We start from the raw sequence: 23,474 nt of genomic DNA on the forward strand, positions 1-23,474 counted from the left end.
AATTTTACACCCTCTCCCGGCTGCTTTAAGATAGTCAAAATGATTAACGGGTAGCGAAATTCATCATGACCGGAACTAATGATAATCTTCTCGGTGAGTCGAACAATTTTCTGGAGGTTCTGGAGCAGGTTTCTAAACTCGCCCCGCTGGAGAAACCCGTTCTGGTGATTGGCGAGCGCGGCACCGGTAAAGAGCTGATCGCCAGCCGGTTACACTATCTTTCCGATCGCTGGCAGGGGCCGTTTATCTCGCTGAACTGCGCCGCCCTCAACGAGAATCTGCTGGATTCGGAGCTGTTCGGCCATGAGGCGGGCGCGTTTACCGGCGCGCAGAAGCGTCATCTTGGGCGTTTTGAACGGGCCGATGGCGGCACACTGTTTCTGGATGAGCTGGCAACCGCACCCATGCTGGTGCAGGAGAAACTGCTGCGGGTGATTGAGTATGGTCAGCTGGAGCGGGTCGGCGGCAACCACTCCCTGCAGGTCAATGTACGTCTGGTCTGCGCCACCAACGAAGATCTCCCTGCGCTGGCGGCAGCGGGCAAATTCCGCGCCGATCTGTTGGATCGTCTGGCTTTCGATGTGGTGCAGTTGCCGCCACTGCGCGAACGCCGCAGCGATATTCTGGTGATGGCCGGACATTTCGCCATCCAGATGTGCCGGGAGCTGGGGCTGTTACTCTTCCCCGGCTTTACGGCCCGTGCGCAGCAGACGCTGCTCGATTACCACTGGCCCGGCAACGTGCGTGAACTGAAAAATGTGGTGGAGCGCTCAGTCTACCGGCATAACAGCAGCGAGCAGCCGCTGGATAACATCATTATCAATCCTTTTGCTTCGCGCCAGCAACCGGTCGCCAGAATGCCGTTAAACCCGGCTGCGGATAGCGCTGCGCTGCCCGGACTGCCGCTGGATCTGCGACAGTGGCAAAACCAGCAGGAGCGGGATCTGGTGGAGGCGAGTCTGCAACAGGCACGCTACAACCAGCGCCGTGCTGCCGGTCTGCTCGGCGTCACCTACCACCAGCTGCGCGCAATGATGAAAAAGCACGATATCAAAGCCGAGAACTGATCCGCCTGCTGCACGGCTGATTGTTACACCGGGGTAAAGGCGGATTCACTAACCTGCTTTCTTTCCCACCCGGGCTGCGTCGGGCAAAAAAAAGCCTGCCATCAGGCGGGCAACAATACTGGAAGCAATGTGAGCAATGTCGTGCTCCTCTTCGGCAGAGCCACCGTCGAAGTGCATATGAATAATAATCATTCTTATTATCATCTGTAAAGGTGTAATTGAGAATATTTCTCATTACCCCACCTTCTGTGCGCCCTTTTGCCCCGCAGAGGATGAAAATCAGGCTGACAGCGGTCGCAGGTTTTGGGACAACGCCCGCTTTGCGATACACTCTGTTCAATGCCTCAAAATCGTTGAGTTCTATGTCAAAACTACTAAGTTCGCTGTTGCTCAGCCTCAGCGTGTTGAGTGCCCCTGCATGGTCAGCACCGGCGGGTGATATCCGCCAGTCCGGCTTTGTCTACTGCGTCAGCGGCACGCTGAACACCTTTAATCCGCAGATGGCCAGCAGCGGGCTGACGGTGGATACCCTGGCGGCTCAGCTTTATGACCGGCTGCTGGATGTCGACCCGTATACCTACCGGCTGAAACCCGATCTGGCCTCCAGCTGGGAAGTGCGCGATAACGGCGCGACCTACCGCTTTCACCTGCGGAGTGGCGTCGCCTTCCAGCAGACGAATCAGTTCCGCCCCACCCGCACCCTCAATGCTGACGATGTGGTCTTCAGCTTCGCCCGCATGTTTGATCGCCATCACCCGTGGCATAACGTGAATGGCGGCAACTACCCCTACTTTGACAGCCTGCAGTTCGCCGATTCTGTCCAGAGCGTAAAGAAGATCGATAACCGGACGGTCGAGTTCCGGCTCAACAGCCCGGACGCGTCGTTCCTGTGGCATATGGCCACGCACTATGCGCCGATCCTCTCGAAAGAGTATGCTGACCAGCTCACGGCGCAGGGGCATCAGGAGGAGCTGGATCGGCAGCCGGTGGGCACCGGCCCTTATCAGCTCAGCGAATATCGCACCGGCCAGTACATCCGTCTGGCGCGCAATCCGCATTACTGGAAAGGCGTGCCGCGTCTGCAACAGGCGGTCATCGATCTCGGTTCCGGCGGCACCGGGCGACTCTCTAAACTGTTAACCGGTGAGTGTGACGTGCTGGCCTACCCGGCCGCCAGTCAGCTCAGTATCCTGCGCGATGACCCGCGCCTGCGGATGACGCTGCGCCCTGGCATGAACATCGCCTATCTGGCCTTCAATACCCGCAAGCCGCCGCTGGACCGGCCTGAGGTGCGGCATGCGCTGGCGCTGGCGATCAACAACGAACGCCTGATGGAGTCCATCTATTACGGAACGGCTGAAACGGCCGCGTCGATATTGCCGCGCGCCTCATGGGCGTATGACAATGATGCGCGCATCACTGGCTATGACCCGGCGAAGTCGCGCGAAGCGCTGGCCGCACTGGGCATCAGCGATCTGCATCTGCGGCTGGTGGTGCCCGCAGCGTCGCAATCCTGGAATCCCAGCCCGCTGAAAACGGCTGAACTGTTGCAGGCGGATCTGGCCCAGGTGGGTGTCCGGCTGACGATTGTGCCGGTGGAGGGGCGCTTCCAGGAGGCGCAGCTGATGGCGATGAATCACGATCTGACCCTCTCTGGCTGGGCCACTGACAGTAATGACCCGGACAGCTTCTTCCGTCCGCTGCTCAGCTGCGCGGCAATTCGCTCCCAGACCAATTACGCGCACTGGTGCTCACCCGCCTTTGATGAAACGCTGCAGAATGCCCTGCTGTCGCAGCAGCTCTCTGGCCGCATCGACAGCTATGACAAAGCGCAGCAGATTCTGGCGCAGGAGCTGCCGGTGCTGCCGCTGGCCTCCTCGCTGCGTCTGCAGGCATTCCGCCATGATATTAAAGGGCTGGTGCTGAGTCCGTTTGGCAACGCCTCGTTTGCCGGGGTTTATCGTGAAAGCGATAAGGAAAAGTAAGTGATTATCTATCTTCTGCGGCGTCTGCTGCTGCTGGTCATTACCCTGTTTCTGCTGTCGCTGGTCAGCTTCAGCCTGAGCTACTTTACCCCCAACGCCCCGCTGGAAGGCGCTGCGCTTTCGGACGCCTGGTGGTTCTGGTTTAAAGGAATGCTGCAGTTCGACTTTGGCGTCTCCAGCACTAACGGTCAGGAGATTGGCCTGCAGCTGCGCGAGGTGTTCCCGGCGACGATGGAGCTCTGCATCCTGGCGTTTCTGTTCGCGCTGCTGGTGGGGATCCCGCTGGGGATCTGCGCCGGGGTGATGCGCAATAAATGGCAGGATAAAACCATCAGTGCGCTGGCGCTGTTCGGCTTCTCCGCGCCGATTTTCTGGCTGGCGCTGCTGTTCACGCTTTTCTTCTCGCTGACGCTCGGCTGGCTGCCGGTGTCGGGTCGCCACGATCTGCTCTACCCGGTGCAGAATATCACGGGCTTTGCGCTGATCGATGCCTGGCTGAGTCCTTCACCCTGGCGTCACGAGATGATCATCAGCGCACTGACTCACCTGATTCTGCCGGTGCTGGTGCTGGCGATGGCCCCCACCACAGAGGTGATCCGTCTGCTGCGCAACAGCACCAGCGACGTGATGGATAAAAATTATATTAAAGCAGCCGCTACCCGGGGGCTGTCGCGCTTTACGGTGATCCGCCGGCACGTGCTGCATAACGCCCTGCCGCCGGTCATCCCGCGTCTGGGGCTGCAGTTTTCCACCATGCTGACGCTGGCGATGATTACCGAGATGGTGTTCAACTGGCCCGGACTGGGCCGCTGGCTGATCAATGCGATTCGTCAGCAGGATTATGCGGCTATCTCCGCCGGGGTGATGGTGATTGGCGGGCTGGTGATCCTGGTCAACGTCATCTCTGATGTGATTGGCGCGGCAATGAATCCGCTGAAACATAAGGAATGGTATGCCCTTAGATAATATCTATGCCGAGAAACGCCTGCCCAGCGCGTTTCGTCAGAGCTGGCACCATTTCTACGGCAATCCGATTTCGATGGTCGGGCTGTATGGCTTTGGCGCCCTGCTGCTGCTCTGCCTGTTCGGCGGGCTGATCGCGCCTTACGGCATCGATCAGCAGTTCCTGGGGTATCAGCTGCTGCCGCCGTCGTGGTCACGCTATGGCGACGTCTCCTTTTTCCTCGGCACCGACGATCTTGGGCGGGATGTGCTGAGCCGCCTGCTGAGCGGTGCAGGCCCGACGGTAGGGTCAGCGATGCTGGTCACGCTGTTCGCCACGCTGGGCGCGCTGATACTGGGCGTGCTGGCCGGCATGACCCACGGCATCCGCTCGGCGGTAATGAACCATGTACTGGATACGCTGCTCTCTATTCCTTCGCTGCTGCTGGCGATCATTGTCGTGGCTTTTCTCGGACCGCGACTGGAGCATGCGCTGCTGGCGGTCTGGCTGGCGCTGATGCCTCGCCTGGTGCGCGAGATATACAGTGCGGTGCATGATGAACTGGAAAAAGAGTATGTGGTCGCCGCGCGTCTGGACGGGGCCAGCGGCCGCAACATCCTGCGCTACGCCATTATGCCGAACATTCTGCCGCTGCTGATCACGGAGATCACCCGTGCGCTGTCGATGGCGATTCTGGACATCGCCGCACTCGGCTTTCTCGACCTGGGCGCGCAGCTGCCCTCACCCGAGTGGGGGGCGATGCTGGGCGACTCGCTGGAGCTGATCTACGTGGCCCCCTGGACCGTGATGCTGCCGGGCGTGGCGCTGATGGTCAGCGTATTGATTGTTAACCTGCTCGGTGACGGCATCCGTCGCGCCGTCGAAGCGGGAGTGGAATAGATGCCGTTACTCGATATCCGTAATCTCACCATCGAATTTATGACCGCTGACGGACCGGTCAAAGCGGTGGACCGCGTAAACCTGACGCTGGGCGAAGGGGAAATCCGCGGTCTGGTCGGAGAGTCCGGCTCTGGCAAAAGTCTGGTGGCAAAGGCCATCTGCGGCGTAACCAATGACAACTGGCGCGTGACCGCAGACCGTATGGTGTTTGATGATGTGGATCTGCTGCGCCTGACGCCGCGCGAGCGCCGCCGTATTATCGGGCATAACGTCTCGATGATTTTTCAGGAGCCGCAATCCTGTCTCGATCCCTCTGAAAGTATCGGTCGTCAGCTGATGCAGGTGATCCCGCGCTGGACGTATAAAGGGCCGTGGCTGAAACGTTTCTGGTTCTGGCGCAAAACCCGGGCCATCGAGCTGCTGCATCGCGTCGGTATTAAAGACCACAAAGATATCATGCGCAGCTTCCCCTATGAGCTGACCGAAGGCGAGTGCCAGAAAGTGATGATCGCCATTGCGCTGGCGAATCAGCCGCGTCTGCTGATCGCGGATGAACCGACCAACGCCATGGAGCCGACCACGCAGGCGCAGATTTTCCGCCTGCTGAGCCGCCTGAATCAGAATAACAACACCACCATTCTGCTGATCAGTCATGACCTGCGCACCATGAGCCAGTGGGCGGATCGGATTAACGTGATGTACTGCGGCCAGACGGTAGAAACCGCGCAGAGCGACGATCTGATGAGCACACCGCATCACCCCTATACCCAGGCGCTGATCCGGGCGATGCCCGATTTCGGGCGTGCGCTGCCGCACAAGAGTCGTCTCAACACCCTCTCCGGGGCGATCCCTTCGCTGGAGAGCCTGCCGATAGGTTGCCGGCTGGGGCCGCGTTGTCCTTACGCCCAGCGCAAATGTATTGAAACGCCAAGGCTGACCGGCAGCAAAACGCATCTTTATGCCTGCCATTTCCCGCTCAATATGGAGGGCCAGTAACATGGAAACCCTGCTGGAAGTGCGCAACCTGAGTAAAACGTTTCGCTATCGCACCGGTTTGTTCCGCCGTCAGCATGTCGAGGCGGTGAAATCGGTGAGCTTTACCCTGCGTGAAAGGCAGACGCTGGCCATCATCGGCGAGAACGGGTCAGGCAAATCCACCCTGGCTAAGATGCTCAGCGGCATGGTCGCGCCGACGGAGGGTGAGATTCTGATTGACGATCATCCGCTGACCTTCGGCGATTATGGCTACCGCAGTCAGCGCATCCGCATGATTTTTCAGGACCCCTCCACCTCCCTGAATCCGCGCCAGCGCATCAGTCAGATTCTTGATTTTCCGCTGCGGCTCAACACCGATCTCAATGCGGAAGCGCGCGAGAAGCGCATCATCGCAACCCTGCGGCAGGTGGGATTACTGCGCGATCACGCCGGTTATTATCCCCATATGCTGGCACCCGGTCAGAAGCAGCGTCTGGGTCTGGCCCGTGCGCTGATCCTGCAGCCCAAAGTAATCGTGGCCGATGAAGCGCTGGCCTCGCTGGATATGACCATGCGCTCCCAGCTGGTGAATCTGATGCTGGAGCTGCAGGAAAAACACGGTATCTCCTACATTTATGTAACGCAGCATCTGGGCATGATGAAACACATCAGCGACAAGGTGCTGGTGATGCATCAGGGCGAAGTGGTCGAGCGCGGCGGCACCGCGGATGTGCTGGCCTCGCCGCTGCACGATCTGACCCGACGCCTGATCAGCAGCCACTTCGGCGAAGCGCTGAGTGCCGAAGCCTGGCGACGCGAACGCTGATTTTGCTGCCCGTCGCGGAAATTGCGGGCCGGTTTACCTGATTTATGAGAGACGTGCTAGAATCCGCACGTCGATTAACGTCGGTCGCTTACTTTTTAATCATGCGGCCGCCAACAACAATGACCATAAGGATTACAGCTATGGGTTTTCTTTCCGGTAAGCGCATTCTGATTACTGGCGTTGCCAGTAAACTTTCCATCGCCTACGGTATTGCACAGGCGATGCACAAACAGGGCGCAGAACTGGCTTTCACCTACCAGAACGACAAGTTAAAAGGTCGTGTGGAAGAGTTTGCTAAAGATTTGGGTTCAGACATCGTGCTGCCATGTGACGTCGCAGAAGATGAGAGCATCAAATCTCTGTTCACTGAACTGGCAAAAACCTGGCCGAAATTTGACGGTTTCGTTCACTCTATCGGCTTCGCGCCTGGCGACCAGCTGGATGGCGACTATGTGAACGCCGTTACCCGCGAAGGCTTTAAAATCGCGCATGACATCAGTGCTTACAGCTTCGTTGCGATGGCGAAAGAGTGCCGTGAGATGCTGAATCCAGGCTCCGGTCTGCTGACCCTCTCTTACCTGGGTGCTGAGCGCGCGATCCCGAACTACAACGTGATGGGTCTGGCGAAAGCATCCCTGGAAGCGAACGTGCGTTACATGGCAAACGCCATGGGCCCGGAAGGCGTGCGTGTTAACGCCGTCTCTGCAGGTCCAATCCGCACCCTGGCCGCCTCAGGCATCAAAGATTTCCGTAAGATGCTGGCGCATTGCGAAGCGGTCACCCCGATTCGCCGTACCGTCACCATCGAAGATGTCGGCAACTCTGCCGCGTTCCTCTGCTCTGATCTGGCAGGCGGCATCACCGGTGAAGTCGTTCACGTTGATGGCGGCTTCAGCATCGCCGCGATGAACGAACTGGAACTGAAATAAGTTCCCTGAGGGCGAGCCTGGCTCGCCCTCTTTTTTTGCCCCCGCCCCGCCTCACTCCCTGATTTTTCTGCCGTTATAGCGTAACGCTATTAATTATCACCGATCATTCTTTTGCCCCGGACCGGCCATCAGCGACGATAAGCCTGCCTTTCGGTTTATGCACATTTTCAGATTCTGCCGCCTGCATACCGAACCCGAATCTGCAAAAGGATTGATCATGGAACAACGCCGCTATCCGGGCCATAACCACTGGTTTTACGAGAGCCAGACCAGTCCACGAACCTCTCAGGCCGCGCCGCTGGTGCCCGAGGCCGCCCATATCGATGACCGCTTTCTGCTGGGCTGCCACGCCGATCACGCCGGGATGCACGCCCTGTTGCGCTCGCAGCAACCCGCCCTGCTGGCCGCACGCGATCTGGCGCAGCTGCTGTTTCCCGATCGGGTGATTACGTCGCTCACCCATACGTTAACCCTCTACGACCGCCTCAGCACCGCCCTGACCGTCGCGCAGGTGGCGGGGATTCAGCGGTTGTGTAACCATTACTCTGCCCGCCTGAATCCGCTGCCCGGCCCCGACTCTTCACGCGAGAGTAATAACCGCCTGACCCAGATCACACAGTACGCCCGTCAGCTGGCGATGCAGCCTGAGCTGATCAACGGCAGTGCCATTACCGCACTGGATGGGGTTGGCCTGACCGAGCCCGATATCGTGACGCTGAATCAGGTGATCGGGTTTGTCAGTTATCAGGCGCGGGTGGTGGCGGGCTTACAGGCACTGCAGGCTCAGCCGGTTCGCTGGCTGCCCGGCAGCACCGCGCCTCCCGATGCAGAGGCAACCGGCTTTGATCAGCCCGCCCGCTGGCAGCCGGTGCTGAAGCCGCTGGAGCTGCGTTATGCCAGCGCGGAGCAGCTCGCAGCAATCACCCGTTGCCAGTCACTGCCGGGTATGCAGGAGGCAGTCTGGGTGCTGGCACACGATCCTGCGGCGTTATATGGCTGGGCGCAGTTGCGTCAGCACCTCTCTGATGAACCTGCTCTGCCAGAGGCGGTCGCCGCCCGCATCCTCGGCAGTCGCTGGCTTTTCCGGCTGCTGGACGGTCAGGCGGGTCTGATTGAAGGAGTCGATGATGCCGGATCGCGCGGCGCAGAACAGCAGATTATTGCACTGGCGGCGCAGCTGACCCGCTCACCGGAGCGCTTCAGCGCGGCCCATCTGCAACCCCTCATGGAAGCGGGCTGGGAGAATGATGCGCTGTTCGCGCTGATTCAGCGTGTCGCGATAGGCAACTGGAACAGTCGCCTCTTTTACGCGCTGGGCGAAGCGCAGTAAGCGTAAAAAGTGCGAGCCTGCCGCCGGTTACATCGGCAGCCGCGCGCGCGCTTCATCGAAAAAGTGCTGGGCCAGCGGGGTGGCACGGCCAGGCTCGGCGATAACCAGCGCCGCCTGACGTGCCATGGGTGGCAGCGTGATGGCGCGCTGCTGCAGCCCCTGAAGTGAAGCGGGCAACAGATGCCCCACTGGTGAAACCAGCAGCCCCAGCCCGACCTGAGCGCACTGCATCAGCTGCATGACGGAAGCGCTCTCGACAATCACCCGTGGTACCAGCCCCGCCTCACGAAAGGCCATGTCGAGATAACGGCGAAAATAGCGGGTCGGCTCCGCCAGGCAGAGCGGCTGTTGCGCCAGATCCGACAGCGCCAGCGGCGTATCACCCACCAGCGCCGGGAAATGGTCAGGATGGAACACCGCTTCAACGCCGCGGTCCGCCAGCAGCTCGGTCTGAAAATGGAGTTCGCGCAGGGTCGCCATCTCAAAAAAGCCGATGCCGACATCCACGGTATGACTGTTAAGCGCATCCAGCAGCTGATCAGCGCTCAGCACCGCAATGCGGTAGTCGAGCTGCGGATATCTCTCCTGGACCACTTTCAGCAGCAGCGGCAGGGCCATGCTGCACTGCGGAACCACTCCCACCCGCAGCGTGCCGTTTACCCCATGTTTGAGTGATTCGACTTCCAGCTTCAGCCCCTGATACACCGAAACGATTTCCCGCGCCCATGCCAGCACGCGATCGCCCTCTGGCGTAAATCCGGCGAAGTTATTACTGCGGTTAATCAGCGGCAGGCCCAGCTCGCGCTCCAGATTTTTCAGGCGCATAGAGAGTGTCGGCTGTGTAACGAAACTGGCTTCCGCGGCGCGCCCGAAATGGCGTTCGCGCTCCAGGTTACACAAATAAATCAGTTGTTTAATGTCGATTTTAATAGTCCATCAGCAGGTTGAAGGCGGTTCGCGTGACGGTCTCTGACCTGTATCACCCTGAGTATAAGGCGCAATGTTACCCTGTGCCGGACCTGAAGGTTTAACCGCACGGTTCATTTGCGCGGCCGGAAAATGGCGTTCAGCGCCAGGCAGATCAGGCCGAACCCCACCAGCAGCAGAAAGTCGTAGCTGAGCAGCCTGTAGAGCCCTATTCCGGCTATACCGCCCGCCAGGAATGCGAGCAGCGTCAGCACATGCAGCCGCAGCCGGCTCAGGTAGAGCGGTGCCTCTTTCGGGGAGATTTTACGCCGCAGCACCTCAAACAGCATCGCCAGCTCAATCCCGATATCGGTCGCCGTGCCGGAGACATGGGTGGTACGGACGCGGGCGTCCGAAATCCGTGTCACCACCGCATTCTGCAGCCCCATCAGAAAGCTCAGGCTCAGGATTAACACCACGCCCGGCGACAGCGGCGGAAAATGATTTTCTATCACCCCCAGTACCATCAGCGCAGCGCCTTCAGCCAGGATGACAAAGGCATAAATAGTGCGGATGTTTCTGCGGCGACCGGAATTGATAACCAGGGTGGAGAGCGCCGATCCGGCGATGAAGAGGATGACGATGGCGAGAAAAAAGAGGCCGGTCCCCGGATTCGCTTTTGCCAGATGATCGGAGAGCAGCGAGACATTGCCGGTCATGTTGGCAGAAAAGAAACCGACAATCTCAAAGGCGGCGGTGTTCAGCGCCCCCGCAGCGGCCGCCAGCGTACAGGCCAGACGGGTGTCGGCGCTGTGGCTGCGGGCACTTTCTGTACTGATTAGCATGACCACCACATTTTCAGAGGAAAGCCTTATCATCCGCCGTTTCCCGGCCGGCGACAAGGCGCTGAGTCAAACTCTCCCGGCACACTGACCTCAGGGCAAGCTGCCCGGATAACATGCCTTACCGGCAGCAGGTTCCGCGCGGCACTGGCGCCGCGCGGAACCGCCGGTTAATGGCTGGCGAGACGGAACGTGGATACCGACTGCGTCAGATACTGCACCTGCTCTTCCAGCGAGGCGGAGGCCGCTGCAGACTCCTGCACCAGCGCCGAGTTCTGCTGCGTCACGCTGTCCATCTCGGTCACGGCCTGTTCAATCTGGCCGATGCCGCGACTCTGCTCATCTGACGCGGTAGAAATATGCTCCATCAGCAGGTTAACCTGGCTGACCGAGGAGATAATCGCGCTCATCGCCTCACCCGTGCGGCTGACCTGATCAGAACCGGCGTGAATGATGGCAACCGATTCGGCAATCAGGCTTTCAATCTCTTTAGCAGCCGTGGCGCTGCGCTGCGCCAGGTTCCGGACTTCGCCCGCCACCACCGCAAAACCGCGACCCTGCTCCCCGGCACGGGCCGCTTCCACCGCTGCGTTCAGCGCCAGAATATTGGTCTGGAAAGCGATGCTGTCGATAACGGTCGTGATCTCTTCAATCTTCTTGGAGCTGGCGTTAATCAGCCCCATTGAGACCACCACTTCCTGCGACACTTTCTCACCGCTTTCGGCATTTTTCACCGCTTCGCTGGTCAGCCGGCAGGCTTCAAAGACGTTTTCGGTGTTCTGTTTCACCGTTGCGCCCAGCTGCTCCATGCTGGCGGCAGTCTCGGTCAGCGCGGCAGCCTGCTGCTCGGTGCGTGAGGCGAGATCGATGTTGCCCGCAGCAATTTCCTGTGATGCGGTGGAGACGGAGCGGGTCGAGTCACGAACCTGCAGAATGATAGAGGTCAGCGCGCTGCGCATCTGCTCCAGCGAGCCCATCAGCAGCTGAATTTCACTGCGGGAGTTCGCCCTGACCGGGACGCTGCTGTCCAGCACGCCCGCCGCAATCAGCCTGCAGTGTTCCTGCGCATCATTCAGCGGAGAGAGCACGTAGCGCTTCATGAAGATGTAGATCGCGATGATAATGGCAAAAAAGAGCACACCAAACAGTCCCAGCAGGGTAATGCCGGTGGTGAAATGACTCTGCGCATCACTGTTGAGTTTTCTGGCGTAGGTTTCATGCTGCGCCAGCACCCGATCCAGAATAATTTCATACTGGCGATCCAGACGCACCACGGTGGCAATCTGGTTTTTGAATCGCAGCTGGTCGTGCGCTTCTGCTGCCTCAATTAACGGCTGCAGCCCCTGCTGGCGATAGGCCTGATAGGCCTGACGATAGGCTTCCGCTTCAGCCTCTTCGCCCGGCAGACGCGGCGCGTTCATATAGGCCTCAAACGCCGCATCCGCCTTACCGGCAACGGTGCGAACGCTGTCCAGTGTGGCCGGGTTATTCGCCTCACTGCCCTCGATCGACTTCATGTACTCCATCAGGCGGACACGCAGCGTACGGCTGTGGTTGATAGGGTCGATCACCGACAGCACAACGCGAATCTCTTTGTTAACCGCATTCAGGGAGTGATTGCTCTGAACAAGCAGCCAGGTACTGATTGCCACGCTGGTAAGAAACAGCGCCAGCAGAAAAGAAAAAATAATCAGGGAGGACTTTTTTAACGACATCGCTACGTTCCGGAAATTGGGTGGATTAGTGGCTATATCGGCAAAAAAAAGCAGCCCATTAGGGCTGAACTTTTTTTAGTTACAATAAGCGGAGCGGCAGCGTGCAGCCTTTTTCCCCTTTCCGGCAGAGCGCCTGCTGATGAGCCGAAACAGGCTGTCGCTAAGCCACGCCAAGCGCCCGCTTCACCTCACTGGCGACTTTCTCAACCTGCGGCCCGTAAATCACCTGAACATCATGCTCGCTGACGCGATTGACGCCGTTGGCACCGGTGCTCATCAGCGTCTGGTCCACCACCTGATTCATCTCTCTGACCCGGACCCGCAGTCGGGTAAAGCAGCAATCGACATCCTCGATATTGGCCTGCCCGCCCAGCCCGCTGATAATCACCTGAGTGCGCTCATCCGCCGCGACCTGCTGCGGTTTCTCCTCTTCCGATTCCCGGCCCGGCGTTTCGACATGCATCCGGGTGATCACCAGCCGGAAAGCGTAGTAGTAGAGCGGTGCATAGACCGCTCCCAGCGCCAGTGTCCACCACCAGTGGGTTTTCGCCCCGCCCAGCATGCCGAACACCACCAGATCGATGATGCCGCCCTGCACATTGCCAATCATCAGATGCAGCATCGACATCAGCATGAAGGAGAGACCGGTCAGGAAGGCGTGCAGGAGATAGAGTACCGGCGAGACAAAAATAAAGCAGAACTCCAGCGGTTCCGTAATACCGGTCGTGAACGAGGTCAGCGCGCCCGCCATCACCAGCGCTTTGACCCGCTGTTTATGCTCTGGCCGTGCGGTGTGATAGATCGCCAGGGCAGCGGCGGGCAGGCCAAACATCATGACCGGAATTTTGCCCTGCGCCAGAAACTGCGTGGCGGTGCGCAGCGTCGCATCCGGGATCGATCCCGGATGGGTCAGCGACGCGTTGAAGATGTTGAGCGCACCGACATTGGTCTGGCCATCGACCACCGCCATACCGCCGATCGGGGTGAAGCGAACGGTTTCGTTGAGGATATGGTGCAGGCCGGTGGGGATCAGAATGCGTTCAAATGCCCCCAGCAGGAACGCGCCATACTGGCCACTTTTGCCGATCATCGCGCCGATCCAGGCGATCCCCTGGCCGATGGTCGGCCAGACCAGCGCCAGCAGCACCCCCACCAGCGGCAGGCAGACGACGGTGACGATCGGCACAAAACGCCGCCCGCCAAAAAAGCTGATCGCAGTAGGCAATTGCTGGGTGTAAAAGCGGTTGTGCAGCGCGACCGTTATCAGCCCGGCAATCACCCCACCCAGCACGCTCATGTTGTAGGTAAAGACCCCCAGCATGCTGATATATTCCGCCGAGGTCATCATCGCCGTCGTCTGATCCATCCCCGCCTGCTGCAGAGCGGCCGGTGTGGTGGTGGCGGCCGTGATCCCTTTGGCCGCCAGGGTGGCGCTGATGCCGACATTCATCACGATATAGCCAATCACCGCAGCAAACGCGGCGGTGGGCTTCTCCGCTTTTGCCAGCCCGATAGCACTCGCCACGGCAAAGAAGAGCGGCAGGTTTGTAAACAGCGCACCGGCGATTTTGCGGATAAAGCCAATGATGATCTGTGGCACCGCCATCTGGACGAACGCCTCACCGGTCACCGCCGGGTTCTGCATCGCCGCCGCCAGCCCGAGAAAGATCCCTGCGGCGGCGATCACCGAGATTGGCATCATTAGCGCTTTGCCAAACGCGTGGATCTGGCTGGTCAGCTGTTTCATGGTGTCGCGCCCTCTCTGATGATAAACAGCAAGTATTAGCCCGTTACCGAGAGAACTCCCGTTATCAGCGCGTTAAAACTGGGTAAAATCTGACCAGCTTCACACTTCTGGCCGATGCACGATAAACGCCAGCTATCGCACCATTATGTCAATCAATTAGACAAGGTATGACGATAATTGCACACTCCCCTTCACCATCAGGCTATAACCTGATAACAATCATCAAACAATTATTCCTACTATAAAAAGCCTGCACTCAATATGAAATTTAAACGCCAAATCAAACCCTACCGCGCGGCTGCGGGCGGCTGGGGTTCACTGGAAGCCACCACGCGTTTCGTTCTTGACAGCAAAGCGGCCCTGAAAAATATGCGCAACCTGATGCGCATGAATAAAGCACGCGGTTTTGACTGTCCGGGCTGCGCCTGGGGTGATGACAATAAAAGTACCTTCAGCTTCTGCGAAAACGGCGCCAAAGCGGTGACCTGGGAAGCGACGCGCCGGGTGGTTGATACCGACTTTTTCGCCCGGCATAGCGTAACCACCCTCTACACCCAGAGTGACTACTTCCTGGAATATCAGGGTCGTCTGACGCATCCGCTGCGCTACAACGCCGAAACTGACCACTATGAGCCAATCAGCTGGGACGACGCCTTTGCGCTGATCGCGCAGCACATTAAGGCGATGGACAATCCGGATCAGATGGAGCTTTACACCTCCGGTCGCGCCAGCAATGAAGCCTCCTGGCTCTATCAGCTGTTTGGTCGCCTGGTGGGCACCAATAACTTTCCTGACTGCTCCAATATGTGTCACGAAGCCAGCGGCACCGGGCTGAAGCGCAGCATTGGCGTCGGTAAAGGCACCATTCGTCTGGACGATTTTGACCATGCGGATGCGATTTTTGTCTTCGGTCAGAACCCCGGCACCAACCATCCGCGCATGCTGCACAGCCTGCGTCACGCTGCCGACCACGGCGCAAAAATCGTGACCTTTAACACCCTGCGCGAACGCGGTCTGGAACGCTTTGCCGATCCACAGAAACCGCTGGAAGTGGTGACCTCTAAAGCCGGCACTATCAGCTCCTCCTACTACCAGCCGAATCTGGGCGGAGATATGGCTGCCGTGCGCGGCATGGTGAAATCCCTGCTGGAAACCCACCGTGCCCGCCTGGCGGCAGGTGAAAGCGGCCTGTTCGACCAGACCTTTATCAATGCCAAAACCAACGGCATTGAGGCCTACCTCGACGCCGTAGACAACACCAGCTGGATGCAGATTGTGGCGCAGTCGGGCCTGACGCAGGCGCAAATCCGTGAAGCGGCGGCTATCTATCAGAGCGCTGACCGGGTGATCTGCACCTGGGCGATGGGGATCACCCAGCACAAGCATTCGGTAGACACGGTGCGTGAAATCACCAACCTGCAGCTGCTGTTTGGCCAGCTGGGCAAAAAAGGCGCAGGTCTCTGCCCGGTGCGCGGTCACAGTAACGTGCAGGGCAACCGGACGATGGGCATTGATGAGAAACCGACGCAGGCGTTCCTGGATGCGCTGGGCAACCATTTCGGTTTCGAGCCACCGCGTGCTGCGGGCCACAACACCGTTGAAGCGCTGAATGCCATGCTGCGTGATGAAGTCAAAGTGCTGATTGCGCTGGGTGGCAACCTGGCCGCGGCGGCGCCCGATTCACCGCGCACGGAAGAGGCGTTATCGCGCTGTGGTCTGACCGTACACATCAGCACCAAGCTGAACCGCAGCCACCTGGTGCCGGGTCATGAAGGGCTGATTCTGCCGACGCTGGGCCGCACGGAACGTGACCGCCAGGCAACCGGCAATCAGTTTATTACCGTCGAAGACTCGTTCAGCATGGTGCACGCCTCCGAAGGGATCGGCATTCCGCTGGCGGAGACGCAGCGCTCTGAAACGGCCATCGTCGCCGGGATCGCGCAGGCGGTGCTGGGTGATGACAAAGTGAAGTGGCGCGACCTGGCGGGTGACTACAACCTGATCCGCGACCATATCGCCGCGACCATTCCGGGCTTTGCCGACTTTAACGCGAAATGCGATATCCCTGGCGGGTTCTACCTGGGCAATGCCGCTGCGGAATTACGCTTCAATACGCCAAGCCAGAAAGCGGAGTTTAATGCGTCGATGCTGCCGGACTCACTGTTCCCGGCGCTGGATCAGGCGGTGCCGTTTACCCTGCAGACCCTGCGTTCACACGACCAGTACAACACCACCATCTACGGCCTCGATGACCGTTATCGTGGCGTGTTTGGTCAGCGCGAAGTGGTGTTTATCAATCCGGACGATATGGCGGACCTGGGCTTTACCGAAGGCCAGAATGTCGATATCGAAACGCTGTGGAATGATGGCATCACTCGTCGCGTCAGCGGTTTCAAACTGGTTCCTTATAATATTCCGCGCGGAAATCTGGCGGCCTACTATCCGGAAACCAACCCGCTGGTGCCGCTGAACAGCTTTGGTGATGGCAGCGGTACACCGACCTCCAAATCGGTGCCCGTGAAGCTGGAACTCTCCCTGGCACAGGCCGATCAGCGCATCGCCTGATCCCCTGTCAGCCCCTCTGAAAAGCCGGTTCGTCCGGCTTTTTGCCTTGCCGCGCGGCGTCGATTCGCGTAAAACTGTCAGCCGCATTCAGGCCACGAAACGTAAAAATTATGTTCCAGGATAACCCGCTGCTCGCGCAGCTGAAAGAGAAGCTCCATTCACAGACACCACGTGCAGAAGGCGTGGTAAAAGGCACCGAAAAAGGCTTCGGCTTTCTGGAAGTCGATGCGCAGAAAAGTTACTTCATTCCGCCTCCGCAGATGAAGAAAGTGATGCATGGCGATCGTATCGTCGCCGTGATCCACACCGATAAAGACCGCGAAAGTGCTGAACCGGAAACCCTGGTTGAGCCGTTCCTGAGCCGTTTTGTCGGCCGGGTACAGAAGAAAGACGATCGCCTGTCGATCGTGCCGGACCATCCCCTGCTGAAAGAGGCTATCCCGTGCCGCCCGGCGCGCGATGTCAGCCATGAGTTTGAGAATGGCGACTGGGCTGTCGCTGAAATGCGTCGTCATCCTCTGAAAGGCGACCGCGGTTTTTACGCCGAAATCACCGATTTTATCGTCAAAGCGGATGACCATCTGGCGCCGTGGTGGGTGACGCTGTCGCGTCACAACCTTGAGCGTGAAGCGCCGGATGTCAGCTTTGGCGAGATGATGGATGAGAATCTGACGCGCGAAGATCTGACCGCGCTCAATTTTGTCACCATTGACAGCGCCAGCACCCAGGATATGGATGATGCGCTTTATGTGGAAGCGCAGGCGGATGGCTCGCTCTCCCTGACCATCGCTATCGCCGACCCGACCGCTTATGTCGCGGAAGGCAGTCAGCTGGATAAGCTGGCAGCGAAGCGCGCCTTCACCAACTACCTGCCGGGCTTTAACATCCCGATGCTTCCGCGCGAACTCTCTGATGATGTCTGCTCGCTGCGTCCGAATGTCCGCCGTCCGGCGCTGGCCTGCCGCGTCACCGTGGCCGCCGATGGCAGCCTGGCGGATGATGTCACCTTCTTTGCGGCCTGGATCGAGTCCAAAGCCAAGCTGGCTTATGACGACGTTTCTGACTGGCTGGAAAACAGCGGCAGCTGGCAGCCGGACAGTGACGCGATTGCAGAACAGATTCGTCTGCTGCATCGCCTCTGCCAGGCGCGCAGCGAGTGGCGTCAGACCCACGCGCTGGTGTTCAAAGATCGCCCTGACTACCGCTTCCTGCTGGGAGAAAAAGGTGAAGTGCTGGAGATCGTCGCGGAACCGCGTCGCATCGCTAACCGCATCGTTGAAGAGGCGATGATTCTGGCAAACATCTGTGCGGCGAAGGTGCTGCGTGACCGTCTCGGCTTTGGTATTTACAACGTCCATGCCGGTTTCGATGCCACCAATGCTGAACAGGCCGCCGCAGTGCTGGCGAATCATGGCATTACCGTGGATGCTCAGGCGATTACTACCCTGGAAGGCTTCCGCGTGCTGCGTCGTGAACTCGATGCCCAGCCGACGCCGTTCCTCGACAGCCGCATCCGTCGCTTCCAGACCTTTGCCGAGATCAGCACCGAGCCGGGCCCGCACTTCGGGCTGGGACTGGAGGCGTACGCCACCTGGACCTCACCCATCCGTAAGTTTGGCGACATGATCAACCATCGCCTGCTGAAAGCGATTATCCGCGGCGAGACGATCGCCCGTCCGGACGATGCCGTGACGATCACGATGAGCGAGCGCCGTCGTCTGAACCGCATGGCCGAGCGTGATGTGGGTGACTGGCTCTACGCCCGTTATCTTGCGCCGTTCGCCGGCACCGATCGTCGCTTCAGCGCCGAGATTATCGACGTGTCACGCGGCGGTATGCGCGTTCGTCTGCTGGAGTATGGCGCAGTGGCCTTTATCCCTGCTCCGTTCATTCACGCGGTGCGTGATGAGATGGTCTGCAGCCAGGAGAATGGCAGCGTTCAGATTAAAGGCGAGGTGGTTTATCGTGTGACTGACGTGATTGATGTCACCATCGCCGAAGTCCGCATGGAAACCCGCAGCGTCGTGGCGCGCCCCGCCGTCTGAGTTCCAGCTGACTTATGCCATCCGGCGGGATAACTCCGGTTATCCCGCCCGTTCCCGCCCCCGTTCAGGTTGCAAACAGGTTATATTTGTACCCCGCTTCACACTTCTCCACTGATTAACTTTCACTTACATTCCATTACATTAAGTTTAACTCGTTGTTTTCGATCGCCTTCCTCTCGATCCCTACAAGGAGTTAGTCATGAAAAACGTCAAAACCAGCGCGATCTGGTTAGTGGTGGCGTTAATCGGCGCAGGCGCTTTTGCCATGCTGGCCCTCAGCCGCGGCGAACACGTCAACGCAGTCTGGCTGGTGATAGCCGCTGTCGCCTGTTACAGCATCGCGTATCGTTTCTACAGCCTGTTTATTGCCCGTAATATCTTCGAGCTGGACGACCGCCGGATGACCCCGGCCGAGCGGCTGAGCGACGGGCTGGATTATGTCCCGACCAATAAATGGGTGCTGTTCGGCCATCACTTTGCGGCGATTGCCGGTGCCGGCCCCCTGGTCGGGCCGATTCTGGCGGCGCAGATGGGCTTTCTGCCCGGTACTATCTGGATCCTTGTGGGGGTAATGCTGGCGGGCGCGGTTCAGGATTTCCTGATCCTGTTTATCTCAACCCGCCGGGATGGTCGTTCGCTGGGTGAGATGGCCCGTCAGGAGCTCGGCGCGTTTGCCGGTGTGGTGACCATGCTCGGCGCGCTGGGCGTGATGATCATTATCCTGTCGGCGCTGGCGCTGGTGGTGGTGAAGGCGCTGGCTAACAGTCCGTGGGGGCTGTTTACGATAGCCGCGACCATTCCTATCGCGCTGTTTATGGGTCTCTACATGCGCTTTATCCGTCCGGGTAAAATCGCGGAGGTATCGCTGATTGGCTTTGTGCTGATGATGGCGGCGATTATCTATGGCGGCGATGTGGCGCAACACCCCTACTGGGGCCCCTTCTTCACCCTGAAAGGCACCACGCTGACCTGGGTGCTGGTCATCTACGGCTTTATTGCCTCAGTGCTGCCGGTCTGGCTGCTGCTGGCACCGCGTGACTATCTCTCGACCTTTCTCAAAATCGGCGTGATTGTCGGCCTGGCGGTGGGCATTGTCTTTGCCATGCCGGAGATGAAAATGCCGGCGGTAACCCGCTTTATCGACGGCACTGGCCCGGTCTTCTCCGGGGCGATGTTCCCCTTCCTGTTTATTACCATCGCCTGCGGCGCGATCTCAGGCTTCCATGCGCTGGTGTCCAGCGGCACCACGCCTAAACTGGTGGAGCGCGAAAGCCATATCCGCTTTATTGGCTACGGCGCGATGCTGATGGAATCTTTTGTGGCCATTATGGCGCTGATCTGCGCCTCGGTGCTGGACCCCGGCGTCTACTTTGCCATGAACTCGCCAGCGGCGCTGATTGGTACCACCGTGGAGAGCGCCTCGCAGGTGATTAACGGCTGGGGCTTTGTGGTGACGCCTGAAATGCTGAGCGGCATCGCCCGTGACGTGGGCGAAGGCTCGATTCTGTCACGTGCCGGCGGTGCGCCGACCTTCGCCGTGGGGATGGCCCATATCATCACCGAGATCTTTAACAGCCGGGCGATGATGGCGTTCTGGTACCACTTCGCCATCCTGTTTGAAGCGCTGTTTATCCTGACTGCGGTCGATGCCGGCACCCGCGCCTGCCGTTTTATGGTGCAGGATCTCGTGGGCACCGTGGTGCCTTCCATGGCGAACAACCGTTCCTGGCTGGGCAATATGGCGGGCACCACCGTCGCCGTTGCGGGCTGGGGCTTCTTTGTTTATCAGGGCGTGGTGGATCCACTGGGCGGCATTAATACGCTCTGGCCACTGTTCGGTATCGGTAATCAGATGCTGGCGTCGATGGCGTTGATCCTCGGCACCGTCGTGCTGTTCAAAATGAAAAAGCAGCGTTACGCCTGGGTCACCATCCTGCCCACCGTCTGGCTGTTTATCACCTCCATGACCGCAGGCTGGCAGAAAATCTTCCATGAGAAACCCGCTATCGGCTTCCTGGCGCAGGCCAGCAAGTTCCGCAAAGGCGTGGAGGACGGCGTGATCATCGCCCCGGCAAAAAGCGTGGCGGACATGCAGACCATCGTGTTCAGCAATCAGATCAACGCGGCGCTGTGTGCCTTTTTTATGCTGGTGGCCGTGACGATGCTGATCGCCGCGTTCTTTGTTATCCGCAAGGCGCTGCGCAGTGACACGCCAACCACCCATGAGTCATCGGTGGCGCTGCGTAACAAGGAGGTGCGCCATGTCTGATGCGATTCATCAGTTCCAGCGGCCGCAGGGGAAATGGCAGATTATCGGCTGTCATCCCCTTACCGCCTCTGCTCCTGTCGCGTTCAGCTGGCGCGGCTTCTGGCGCGGCCTGCAGCAGTGCTTTCGCTTAATGGTCGGGGTACAGGATTATCAAACATATCTGCAGCATATGCGGCAGCATCATCCTGGCCAGCCGACGATGAACGAGCGCGATTTCCACCGTTACTGTCTGGATGCGCGCTTCCCGAGTCAGGCGGGAAAACTGGGGAAATGTCCCTGCTGATCATGGCTTAATGCCCCGCACCGCCGGGGCTTTTTTGTGCCATTCTTATCTGGATGGAAAAATATATTTGGTTTGCATCTTGTGCTGGCGTCAGATGATGAATACTGTTGCTAAAATAATGAGATAACGCCTGCAGAGCACTTCCCGGAGGAAGTTTCCATGACCGATGAACAAGGGCAAACCTTGTTGTACACCCTGTTTGGTACAACCAGCCCTCATTGGCGTCTGACCGCGGACAGCGATGCGCTACATTTTGCTGAAGATGAGTCATCAGAGACCAATATCGCCCTGCCGCTGACCCCCGGCCAGGCCGCGATGATTCGCGCGATGCCTGTCATCACGTCAAGCATTAACCTGACCATGACATTGCAGGGCATTGATGTGCCTATGCATTTTGTGGGTCGTAAAGTGAACCAGGCATCCTGGGCAGGCACCGCCTCCGCCTGGGGTGACACCTCGGCGGTTGCACGCGATTTAACGCTGGGACTCTCTTTCGCCGAACAGGTGGTTTCTGAAGCCAACTCGGTGATTGTGATCCTCGACCAGCGCGGCAATATTCAGCGTTTTAACCGTCTAAGTGAAGAATATACCGGCCTGAATGAGCATGAGGTGATTGGCCGCAACGTCTTCCAGCTCTTTATGACCAAACAGGAAGCGTCCCAGTCGCGCCGCAACATTGCGGGCTTCTTTCGCGACGGCAACTCCTATGAGGTCGAACGCTGGGTCAAAACCCGCAAAGGCCAGCGACTCTTTCTGTTTCGTAATAAGTTTGTTCACAGCGGCAGTGGCAAAAATGAAATTTTCCTCATCTGTTCCGGGACCGACATCACCGAGGAGCGTCGGGCTCAGGAACGGCTCCGGGTGCTGGCTAACACCGATACGGTGACCGGTTTGCCTAATCGCAACGCCATCCATCAACAGATTAGCCTGGCGCTGGAGCGTTCCGGGGGAGATGAGACCGGTGTGGTTTACCTGGATCTCGATAATTTCAAGAAAGTGAATGACGCCTACGGCCATATGTTTGGCGACCAGCTCCTGCAGGCGGTGTCGCTGGCGATCCTGAGCTGTCTGGGCAAAGATCAGACGCTGGGCCGGCTGGGCGGTGACGAGTTTGTGGTGCTGGCCGAGCACACCAGCCAGGCCGCGCTGGAGGCGATGGCCTCACGCATTCTGGAGCGGCTGCGTCAGCCGTTCCGTATCGGCCTGATCGAAGTCTATAGCGGTTGCTCAATCGGCATCGCGTTCGCGCCGCTGCATGGCGAAGATCGTGAAAGCCTGATTCGTAATGCGGATACCGCGATGTATCACGCCAAAGAGAACGGTCGCGGCAAATTCTGCGTTTTTGCCGCCGAGATGAACCAGCGGGTTTTTGAATATCTCTGGCTGGATACCAATCTGCGCAAAGCGCTGGAACTCGACCACTTGCTGGTCTACTACCAGCCCAAAATCGACAGCGATGGCGAAGTCCGCAGTGCGGAAGCCCTGGTTCGCTGGAACTCACCGGAACGGGGCCTGGTCTCGCCGGCCGATTTCATTCCCTATGCCGAAGAGTCGGGACTGATTGTGCCGCTGGGCCGCTGGGTGATGCTCAACGTGCTGAAGCAGATCATTGCCTGGCGCCAGGAGGGCATTTTTCTGCGCGTCGCCGTGAACGTCTCAGCCCGCCAGCTGATCGATCAAAGCATCTACACCGACCTGAAACAGGCGCTGCATGAGGCGGGGCTTACCGACTGCCCCATCGACATTGAGCTGACTGAAAGCTGCCTGATTGAGAATGAGACCGAAGCGCTGAAGCTGATGAAGCAGTTTCAGGATCTGGGCGCGAAGATTCATCTTGATGACTTCGGCACCGGATACTCCTCGCTGTCGCAGCTGGCCCGTGTGCCGATTAATGCCATCAAGCTCGATCAGAGCTTTATCCGCAATATTAGTACGCAGCCGGTTTCCCAGTCGCTGGTGCGCGCCATCGTCGCCGTTGCAAAAGCGCTCGATTTGCAGGTCATCGCGGAAGGCATTGAAACCCCGGATGAAGAGTCGTTTGTTCTCAAAAGTGGTGTGGATGGGCGTCAGGGTTACTACTACGCAAAACCAATGCCCGCGGAGCAATTTGGGCATTGGCTGGCTAAGCATCCTGCCCGCGTTTAACG

The 23,474-nt window shown here is 58.7% G+C and carries 18 protein-coding genes; 13 read left to right on the top strand and 5 right to left on the bottom strand.

The window, feature by feature from the left end; translation table 11 throughout:
- Positions 1 to 65: 65 nt before the first annotated feature.
- Positions 66 to 1,067, top strand: coding sequence for a phage shock protein operon transcriptional activator (gene pspF, locus HFD97_RS05910; protein ID WP_046101896.1), 1,002 nt, complete (start codon positions 66 to 68; stop codon positions 1,065 to 1,067).
- Between the two features lie 48 nt (positions 1,068 to 1,115).
- On the opposite strand, the gene HFD97_RS05915 is transcribed toward pspF, so the two are convergent.
- On the bottom strand, positions 1,116 to 1,259 hold the full coding sequence (locus tag HFD97_RS05915; RefSeq protein WP_162484736.1) for a hypothetical protein: 144 nt from the start codon (positions 1,257 to 1,259) through the stop codon (positions 1,116 to 1,118).
- Between the two features lie 170 nt (positions 1,260 to 1,429).
- On the opposite strand from HFD97_RS05915, the gene sapA reads away from it, so the two are divergent.
- From sapA to HFD97_RS05950, 7 genes are all read left to right on the top strand, one after another.
- Positions 1,430 to 3,052, top strand: a complete 1,623-nt coding sequence (gene sapA, locus HFD97_RS05920; protein WP_009090014.1) for an ABC transporter substrate-binding protein SapA — start codon at positions 1,430 to 1,432, stop codon at positions 3,050 to 3,052.
- A complete protein-coding gene (gene sapB, locus HFD97_RS05925) occupies positions 3,053 to 4,018 on the top strand; it encodes a putrescine export ABC transporter permease SapB (RefSeq protein WP_009090012.1) in 966 nt (321 codons plus the stop codon).
- Complete coding sequence (gene sapC / locus HFD97_RS05930) at positions 4,005 to 4,895, top strand: putrescine export ABC transporter permease SapC (RefSeq protein ID WP_009090011.1); 891 nt, start codon at positions 4,005 to 4,007, stop codon at positions 4,893 to 4,895. Before sapB ends, sapC begins: the two co-directional genes overlap by 14 nt.
- Positions 4,896 to 5,891, top strand: coding sequence for a putrescine export ABC transporter ATP-binding protein SapD (gene sapD / locus HFD97_RS05935; protein WP_009090009.1), 996 nt, complete (start codon positions 4,896 to 4,898; stop codon positions 5,889 to 5,891).
- Position 5,892: 1 nt separating this feature from the next.
- Complete coding sequence (sapF, locus tag HFD97_RS05940; RefSeq protein WP_009090008.1) at positions 5,893 to 6,696, top strand: putrescine export ABC transporter ATP-binding protein SapF; 804 nt, start codon at positions 5,893 to 5,895, stop codon at positions 6,694 to 6,696.
- 140 nt (positions 6,697 to 6,836) lie between these two features.
- Positions 6,837 to 7,625 (top strand): enoyl-ACP reductase FabI, encoded by a 789-nt coding sequence (gene fabI / locus HFD97_RS05945; protein WP_009090006.1) that lies wholly within the window; start codon positions 6,837 to 6,839, stop codon positions 7,623 to 7,625.
- A gap of 217 nt (positions 7,626 to 7,842) precedes the next feature.
- On the top strand, positions 7,843 to 8,955 hold the full coding sequence (locus tag HFD97_RS05950; RefSeq protein WP_167430784.1) for an oxidoreductase: 1,113 nt from the start codon (positions 7,843 to 7,845) through the stop codon (positions 8,953 to 8,955).
- 27 nt (positions 8,956 to 8,982) lie between these two features.
- Here HFD97_RS05950 and HFD97_RS05955 read toward each other — a convergent pair whose 3' ends face one another.
- From HFD97_RS05955 to HFD97_RS05970, 4 genes are all read right to left on the bottom strand, one after another.
- On the bottom strand, positions 8,983 to 9,879 hold the full coding sequence (locus tag HFD97_RS05955) for a LysR family transcriptional regulator (RefSeq protein ID WP_033736237.1): 897 nt from the start codon (positions 9,877 to 9,879) through the stop codon (positions 8,983 to 8,985).
- 116 nt (positions 9,880 to 9,995) lie between these two features.
- Entirely contained in the window at positions 9,996 to 10,706 is a 711-nt protein-coding gene (locus HFD97_RS05960) for a YoaK family protein (RefSeq protein WP_046101899.1), read from the bottom strand.
- 167 nt (positions 10,707 to 10,873) lie between these two features.
- Entirely contained in the window at positions 10,874 to 12,418 is a 1,545-nt protein-coding gene (locus tag HFD97_RS05965) for a methyl-accepting chemotaxis protein (RefSeq protein WP_009089998.1), read from the bottom strand.
- A 160-nt stretch (positions 12,419 to 12,578) separates the two neighbouring features.
- A complete protein-coding gene (locus HFD97_RS05970; protein WP_167430783.1) occupies positions 12,579 to 14,165 on the bottom strand; it encodes a PTS transporter subunit EIIC in 1,587 nt (528 codons plus the stop codon).
- A gap of 261 nt (positions 14,166 to 14,426) precedes the next feature.
- Here HFD97_RS05970 and HFD97_RS05975 point away from each other — a divergent pair, with 261 nt between their 5' ends.
- From HFD97_RS05975 to pdeR, 5 genes are all read left to right on the top strand, one after another.
- Complete coding sequence (locus HFD97_RS05975) at positions 14,427 to 16,730, top strand: FdhF/YdeP family oxidoreductase (protein ID WP_140028600.1); 2,304 nt, start codon at positions 14,427 to 14,429, stop codon at positions 16,728 to 16,730.
- A 110-nt stretch (positions 16,731 to 16,840) separates the two neighbouring features.
- Positions 16,841 to 18,775, top strand: a complete 1,935-nt coding sequence (locus HFD97_RS05980) for an exoribonuclease II (RefSeq protein ID WP_167430782.1) — start codon at positions 16,841 to 16,843, stop codon at positions 18,773 to 18,775.
- 199 nt (positions 18,776 to 18,974) lie between these two features.
- Positions 18,975 to 21,044, top strand: coding sequence for a carbon starvation CstA family protein (locus HFD97_RS05985; protein WP_111207592.1), 2,070 nt, complete (start codon positions 18,975 to 18,977; stop codon positions 21,042 to 21,044).
- Positions 21,037 to 21,327: a YbdD/YjiX family protein gene (locus HFD97_RS05990; protein ID WP_140925455.1), complete on the top strand. Its 291-nt coding sequence runs from the start codon at positions 21,037 to 21,039 to the stop codon at positions 21,325 to 21,327. The genes HFD97_RS05985 and HFD97_RS05990 overlap by 8 nt, the downstream gene beginning before the upstream one ends.
- 159 nt (positions 21,328 to 21,486) lie before the next feature.
- The gene (gene pdeR, locus HFD97_RS05995; protein ID WP_150029532.1) at positions 21,487 to 23,472 is read left to right on the top strand and encodes a cyclic di-GMP phosphodiesterase; all 1,986 of its coding nucleotides are present in this window, start codon (positions 21,487 to 21,489) and stop codon (positions 23,470 to 23,472) included.
- Positions 23,473 to 23,474 lie beyond the last annotated feature (2 nt).

Source organism: Pantoea sp. EKM103V (genome assembly GCF_011800365.1).
Taxonomy (GTDB): domain Bacteria; phylum Pseudomonadota; class Gammaproteobacteria; order Enterobacterales; family Enterobacteriaceae; genus Pantoea; species Pantoea anthophila.

Bases quoted from the DNA above. Each gene is read 5' to 3' on its own strand.
- HFD97_RS05975 (WP_140028600.1), top strand. From the start codon at position 14,427: ATGAAATTTAAACGCCAAATCAAACCCTACCGCGCGGCTGCGGGCGGC.
- pdeR (WP_150029532.1), top strand. From the start codon at position 21,487: ATGACCGATGAACAAGGGCAAACCTTGTTGTACACCCTGTTTGGTACA.
- HFD97_RS05970 (WP_167430783.1), bottom strand. From the start codon at position 14,165: ATGAAACAGCTGACCAGCCAGATCCACGCGTTTGGCAAAGCGCTAATG.
- HFD97_RS05980 (WP_167430782.1), top strand. From the start codon at position 16,841: ATGTTCCAGGATAACCCGCTGCTCGCGCAGCTGAAAGAGAAGCTCCAT.
- HFD97_RS05950 (WP_167430784.1), top strand. From the start codon at position 7,843: ATGGAACAACGCCGCTATCCGGGCCATAACCACTGGTTTTACGAGAGC.
- HFD97_RS05985 (WP_111207592.1), top strand. From the start codon at position 18,975: ATGAAAAACGTCAAAACCAGCGCGATCTGGTTAGTGGTGGCGTTAATC.
- sapF (WP_009090008.1), top strand. From the start codon at position 5,893: ATGGAAACCCTGCTGGAAGTGCGCAACCTGAGTAAAACGTTTCGCTAT.
- sapD (WP_009090009.1), top strand. From the start codon at position 4,896: ATGCCGTTACTCGATATCCGTAATCTCACCATCGAATTTATGACCGCT.
- HFD97_RS05960 (WP_046101899.1), bottom strand. From the start codon at position 10,706: ATGCTAATCAGTACAGAAAGTGCCCGCAGCCACAGCGCCGACACCCGT.
- HFD97_RS05915 (WP_162484736.1), bottom strand. From the start codon at position 1,259: ATGATTATTATTCATATGCACTTCGACGGTGGCTCTGCCGAAGAGGAG.
- HFD97_RS05990 (WP_140925455.1), top strand. From the start codon at position 21,037: ATGTCTGATGCGATTCATCAGTTCCAGCGGCCGCAGGGGAAATGGCAG.
- fabI (WP_009090006.1), top strand. From the start codon at position 6,837: ATGGGTTTTCTTTCCGGTAAGCGCATTCTGATTACTGGCGTTGCCAGT.
- pspF (WP_046101896.1), top strand. From the start codon at position 66: ATGACCGGAACTAATGATAATCTTCTCGGTGAGTCGAACAATTTTCTG.
- sapC (WP_009090011.1), top strand. From the start codon at position 4,005: ATGCCCTTAGATAATATCTATGCCGAGAAACGCCTGCCCAGCGCGTTT.
- HFD97_RS05965 (WP_009089998.1), bottom strand. From the start codon at position 12,418: ATGTCGTTAAAAAAGTCCTCCCTGATTATTTTTTCTTTTCTGCTGGCG.
- sapA (WP_009090014.1), top strand. From the start codon at position 1,430: ATGTCAAAACTACTAAGTTCGCTGTTGCTCAGCCTCAGCGTGTTGAGT.